This is a genomic window from Rhodococcus aerolatus (genome assembly GCF_054783215.1).
Window position 1 is genome coordinate 197,871 of the sequence record NZ_BAAGQZ010000005.1, and the last position, 5,804, is coordinate 203,674.

General features: G+C 76.2%; 4 protein-coding genes. 3 read left to right on the plus strand and 1 reads right to left on the minus strand.

Going from position 1 to position 5,804, the window contains the following annotated elements; genetic code table 11:
• Positions 1 to 816, plus strand: an 816-nt coding sequence (locus tag ACYVOF_RS04315; protein WP_460864277.1) for a TNT domain-containing protein, incomplete at its 5' end; no start/stop codon positions are given.
• On the opposite strand, the gene ACYVOF_RS04320 is transcribed toward ACYVOF_RS04315, so the two are convergent.
• Positions 799 to 4,158, minus strand: coding sequence for an error-prone DNA polymerase (locus tag ACYVOF_RS04320; RefSeq protein ID WP_460864278.1), 3,360 nt, complete (start codon positions 4,156 to 4,158; stop codon positions 799 to 801). The two genes, ACYVOF_RS04315 and ACYVOF_RS04320, sit on opposite strands and share 18 nt — an antisense overlap.
• A gap of 144 nt (positions 4,159 to 4,302) precedes the next feature.
• On the opposite strand from ACYVOF_RS04320, the gene ACYVOF_RS04325 reads away from it, so the two are divergent.
• Complete coding sequence (locus ACYVOF_RS04325; RefSeq protein WP_460864279.1) at positions 4,303 to 5,130, plus strand: SDR family oxidoreductase; 828 nt, start codon at positions 4,303 to 4,305, stop codon at positions 5,128 to 5,130.
• Positions 5,131 to 5,257: 127 nt separating this feature from the next.
• Positions 5,258 to 5,644: a DUF1330 domain-containing protein gene (locus ACYVOF_RS04330; RefSeq protein WP_460864280.1), complete on the plus strand. Its 387-nt coding sequence runs from the start codon at positions 5,258 to 5,260 to the stop codon at positions 5,642 to 5,644.
• The last annotated feature ends 160 nt before the right edge of the window (positions 5,645 to 5,804 follow it).

Sequence of the window (5,804 nt, forward strand, 5' to 3'; positions counted from 1 at the left end):
GGGGCACCGCGGTGGGCCTCGGCCCGGGTGCTGGTGGTGGCGCCCGACGAGGTGAGCGTGAGCACCGACGACGCGGAGCCGGAGTTCACCGGGGCGACCCCGGCGCCCGCCGACTACCGGTCGGACGCCGCGGCGCTGCCCGACGGCCGGCCGGAGCCGGGGTGGCTGGCCGAGGTCGTGGCCGCGGACGCCGTGGCCGCGGAGCTGGGCCGCACCCTGACCGGGCTGGGCCTGCCCGCCGACGCGGTGCGCTTTGGCGGTGACCTGCGCGGCGACGGGGAGCGCGGCGGGCGCGACGAGTCCGGGCTGCGCTGGCGGGTGCTGCGCCGCGGCGGTCGCTGGCTGGCCGCCGCGGCCGGCGAGCCGACCTCGGGGCTCGCCCGGGCGGTGTTCGACGACCCGGGTGACGCGGCCGCTTTCGCCGTGGGGCGGGTGGTGCTCACCGGGGTGGGTCCCCGGCCGAGCCCGGTGCACCGCGCCGCGGGCCCGTTCACCCCCGTCGGCGACGACCCGCCGCTGAGCCTGTTCCGGGACCTGCGGGTGCTGGTGCTGGGACCGGGCACGGCGCTGCGCCGCCTCGGCGACGACGACGGCACGGTGGTGCACCCGGCCGGGACGCCGCTGCCGGCGCTCTCCCTGCCCCCGGCGCTGGCCGCGCGTCCCGCGCACGGGCTGCAGGTACGCCGGCCGGTGGAGGTGCTGGTGGGCACGGCCGTGCCGTGGTTCGGCCAGCCCGGGGGCGGCACCACCGTCGTGCTGCCCGAGCCCGTCGCGGCCCTGCTCGCCGCAGGGGTGCTCTCAGCGGAAGTCGCGTGAGGTCGAGGCCACCCGCAGGTCCATCCGCTGCACGTGGTCGGCGACCACGGTCACCGCGCCCTCGGCGTTCTGCACCACCCCGCGCACCAGCACCGCGGGCGCGCTGACCACGACCTTGCGGTAGCGGGCCCACAGGCCGCGGGAGCACACCACGTTGACCATGCCGGTCTCGTCCTCGAGGTTGAGGAAGGTGACCCCCTGCGCGGTGGCCGGGCGCTGCCGGTGGGTCACCGCTCCCCCCACCAGGACCCGGGTGCCGTCGGGCACGGCGAGCAGCCGGTCGGCCTCGACGACGCCGCGCTCCCGCAGCGCCTCGCGCAGGAACTGGGTGGGGTAGCTGTCGGGGCTGACCCCGGTGGCCCACACGTCGGCCACGGCCAGCTCCACCTCGCTCATGCCGGGCAGCGCGGGCGCCGCCAGCCCGACCCCGGTGCCGGGCAACCGGTCCGGGCGGTCCGAGGCGGCAGCACCCGCCGCCCACAGCGCCTCCCGTCGGCTCAGCGTGAAGCACCCCAGCGCGCCCGCGGTGGCCAGCGCCTCGGTCTGCGTGGCGCTCAGGCCGACCCGGCGGCTCAGGTCGGACAGGTCGGTGAACGGGCCGTGGGCGTCGCGCTCGGCCACCAGCCGCTCCGCGACGTCGGTGCCGACGCTGCGGACCTCGCCCAGCCCGGTGCGCACCGCCTGCTCGTCGGAGCCTGCGCGCACCGGCTCCAGGGTCGCGCCCGCGAGGCTCGCGTTGACGTCCGGCCCCCGGACGGTGACGCCGTGGCGGCGGGCGTCGGCCACCAGCGACTGCGGGGAGTAGAAGCCCATCGGCTGGCTGCGCAGCAGGGCCGCGCAGAAGGCCGCGGGGTGGTGCAGCTTGAACCACGCCGAGTAGAAGACCAGCGAGGCGAAGCTCAGCGAGTGGCTCTCGGGGAAGCCGAAGTTGGCGAAGGCGAACAGCTTCTCGTAGATGCGGTCGGCCACGTCCCCGGTGATGCCGTGGGTGCGCGACATCCCGTCGTAGAAGCGGTCACGCATGCGCTCCATCCGTTGTGGACTGCGCTTGGACCCCATGGCCCGGCGCAGCTCGTCGGCCTCGGTGCCGCTGAACCCGGCCACGTCCACCGCGAGCTGCATCAGCTGCTCCTGGAACAGCGGCACCCCGAGCGTCTTCTCCAGCGCCCGCTGCATCGAGGGGTGCTCGTAGCGCACGGGTTCCAGCCCGTTGCGGCGCCTGATGTAGGGGTGCACCGAGCCGCCCTGGATGGGGCCGGGGCGGATCAGCGCGACCTCCACGACGAGGTCGTAGAACACCCGGGGCTTGAGCCGCGGCAGGGTCGCCATCTGCGCGCGCGACTCCACCTGGAACACCCCGACGGAGTCCGCGCGCTGCAGCATCTCGTAGACGGCCCGCTCCCCCAGGTCGAGCTCGGCCAGGTCGACGCGGCGGCCCTCGTGCTCGGCGACGAGGTCGATGCAGTGGTGCAGCGCGGAGAGCATGCCCAGCCCGAGCAGGTCGAACTTGACCAGACCCACGGCGGCGCAGTCGTCCTTGTCCCACTGCAGCACGGTGCGGTCGGCCATCCGGCCCCACTCCACGGGCACCACGTCGGCCACCGGGCGGTCGCAGATCACCATGCCGCCGGAGTGGATGCCGAGGTGGCGCGGCAGGTCCTCCACCTGGGCGGCCAGGGCCAGCACCGCCTGCGGGACGTCGTGGGTGCTGGGGTCGGGGCCGGCGCCGTCGGCGACCACGTGGCGCAGCGGGCCCCAGCGGTCGATCTGCTTGCTCCACGCGTCCTGCTGGCCCTGGCTGAACCCCAGCGCCTTGGCCACGTCGCGCACCGCGGAGCGGCCCCGGTAGGTGATGACGTTGGCGACCTGCGCGGCGCGGGTGCGGCCGTACTTGGCGTAGACGTGCTGGATGGCCTCCTCGCGGCGGCCGGACTCGATGTCGACGTCGATGTCGGGCGGGCCGTCGCGCTCCGGGGACAGGAAGCGCTCGAAGAGCAGGCCGTTGGCCACCGCGTCCACCGCCGTGACCCCCAGGGCGAAGCACACCGCGGAGTTGGCGGCCGAACCCCGTCCCTGGCAGAGGATGTCGTGGTCGCGGCAGAAGGTGACGATGTCGTGCACGACGAGGAAGTAGCCGGGGAAGCCCAGCTGGGAGATGACGGCGAGCTCCCGCTCGATCTGGGCGTACGCGGCGGGGTTGTCGGCCGGCGAGCCGTAGCGCCGGGCCGCGCCGAGCATCGTCAGGTGGCGCAGCCAGGTGTCCTCGGTGTGGCCGTCGGGCACGTCCCACGGCGGCAGGTTCGGGGCGACAAGGGAGAGGTCGAAGGCGCACTCCCGGCCCAGCTCGGCCGCGGTGGGCACGGCGGCGGGGTGGCGGGCGAAGCGGCGGGCCAGCTCGGCCCCCGAGCGCAGGTGCGCCCCCGCCGCGGGCGGCAGCCACCCGGCGGCGTCGTCGAGGCTGCGCCGCGCGCGCACCGCGGCCAGCGCGGAGGCGAGCGGGAACTGCGCCGGGGTCGCGAAGTGGGCGGCCGTGGTGGCGACGACCTCGAGGTGGTGCCGGCCGGCGAGGTCGGCGAGCAGGTCGTTGCGCTCGTCGTCCTCTGGCATCCCGTGGTCGGTGAGCTCGACGGCGACGCGGTCGGCCCCGAACCGGTCGACGAGCTCGCCGAGCGCCGCGTCCGCCGCCCGCTCGCCCCCCGCGGCCAGCGCCCGGCGCACCGCGCCCTTGCGGCAGCCCGTCAGCACGTGCCAGTGCCCGCCCGCCGCCGCGGTGAGGGCGTCGAGGTCGTAGACGGGGCGGCCCTTCTCCCCGCCCGCCAGGTGCGCCGCGGAGATCTCGCGGGAGAGCCGGCGGTAGCCCTCCGGGCCGCGGGCCAGCACGAGCAGGTGGGTGCCCGCCGGGTCGGGCTCGCCGTTCTGCGGGCCGGGCAGGCCCAGGCTCAGCTCGGAGCCCAGCACCGTCGGCAGGCCCACCTCCCGGGCGGCCTCGGCGAAGCGGACCACGCCGTACATGCCGTCGTGGTCGGTGAGCGCGAGGGCCTCGAGGCCGAGCCGGGCGGCCTCCTCGGCGAGGGCCTCGGGCTGGCTGGCGCCGTCGAGGAAGCTGAAGGCGGAGTGGGCGTGCAGCTCGGCGAAGGGGACCGTCGTGGTGCTCGGCGGCGGCTCCTGCGACGGCGGCCGGTAGGGCAGCCGGTGCCGCGACCACGCCGGGGAGTCGCCCCCGTCACCGGGGAACAGCGTCTCGTGGGCCGGGCGGCCGCCCTGCGCCTGGTCGGGCCGGGGCCGGCCGGAGAGCACGCGCTCCAGCTCCGACCACGGCACCGGCGGGTTGCCCCAGCCCATCCCCACCTCCGACGTCGAACGTGTGTTCGATGGTAGAGGACGCACCGACGATCCGGAACACGGCCGGGGGTCCCCGGCGCTGCACCCGGTGACGGCGGGCGCGAGGACTGCGCCGCGCCGACGGGACGAGAGGAGCTCCACCGCATGGCAGCCAAGACCTGGTTCATCACCGGCACCTCCAAGGGCTTCGGCCGGGAGTGGGCGATCGCCGCCCTCGAGCGCGGGGACTCCGTCGCCGGCACCGCCCGGGACACCTCGACGATGGACGACCTGGTGTCGACCTACGGCGACCGGGTCCTGCCGATCCAGCTCGACGTCACCGACCGCGACGCGGACGTCGCCGCCGTGGCCCGGGCCCACGACCACTTCGGCCGGCTCGACGTCGTCGTCAACAACGCCGGCTACGGCCACTTCGGGATGGTCGAGGAGCTCACCGAGGCCGAGGCGCGCGCCCAGCTCGAGACCAACCTGTTCGGCGCGCTGTGGGTCACCCAGGCCGCGCTGCCGTACCTGCGGGCGCAGGGCAGCGGACACATCATCCAGGTGTCGTCCATCGGCGGGATCTCCGCGTTCCCGTCCGTCGGCATCTACCACGCGTCGAAGTGGGCGTTGGAGGGCATCAGCCAGTCCCTCGCCCAGGAGGTCGGGGGCTTCGGCATCCACGTCACGCTGGTCGAGCCGGGCGGGTTCTCCACCGACTGGTCCGGCCCGTCGGCGAGCCGGTCCGACGAGCTCGACGCCTACGCCGACGTGCGCGAGGCGGCCGCGAACCGGCCCAGCGCCAGCGGCACCAAGGGCGACCCCGTCGCGACCCGCTCGGCGATCCTCAAGGTCGTCGACGCCGACGAGCCGCCGCTGCGCGTGTTCTTCGGCGAGAAGCCGCTCGGCATCGCCGAGGCCGACTACGAGTCCCGCCTGGCGACGTGGCGCGAGTGGCAGCCCGTCGCGCTCGAGGCGCACGGCGGCCAGTAGACCGTCCGACCCGGCACCCCTGCACCCGACCCGGGTGCAGGGGTGCTGTCTCGTCGGACCCGTCACCTCGGGCCCGTCACCTCGGGCCCGTCACCTCCGCGGCGGGGCCGTGGGCCAGACTGCGGGCATGGCTGTCGACCCGCGTGGCACCGACCTGAAGCGCTACCTCGCCGAGGACCCGGGCGGGCCGGTGGTGATGCTGAACCTGCTCCGCTTCGGCGAGGGTGGCCGGGAGGGCTACGGCCGCTACGCCCGCGCCCTGGCCGAGACGTTCCTGCCCCGCCACGGCGGCGAGGTCCTCTACGCCGGGGACGGCTCGACGGCGCTGGTGGCCGAGGACGGCCAGGCGTGGGACGCGGTGCTGCTGGTGCGGTACACGTCGCGGGCGGCGTTCTCGGCGATGGTGCGCGACCCGGAGTACCAGGAGGTCACGGCCTGGCGGACGGAGTCGCTGACCGAGGCGGTCCTGCAGGCCACCGTGGAGTGGGTCGACGGCGTGCCCCCGCTGGGCTGAGCGCGGGGGTGGGCCCGCGGGGGTGGGCCCGCAGGGACCACGGGCGTCAGACGCGGCCCCAGCGGGCGCGGCGGCGGGCACGCTCGCCGCGGCGCTGCGCGCGGGCCGCGGCCCGGCGGGCGGCCCGCCCGTCGTCGGTGGCGACCCCGGCGTCGGCGAG

What these genes read in the sequence shown, in the direction of transcription:
- ACYVOF_RS04330 (WP_460864280.1), top strand. Translation starts at nt 5,258, where the DNA reads ATGGCTGTCGACCCGCGTGGCACCGACCTGAAGCGCTACCTCGCCGAG.
- ACYVOF_RS04325 (WP_460864279.1), top strand. Translation starts at nt 4,303, where the DNA reads ATGGCAGCCAAGACCTGGTTCATCACCGGCACCTCCAAGGGCTTCGGC.
- ACYVOF_RS04320 (WP_460864278.1), bottom strand. Translation starts at nt 4,158, where the DNA reads ATGGGCTGGGGCAACCCGCCGGTGCCGTGGTCGGAGCTGGAGCGCGTG.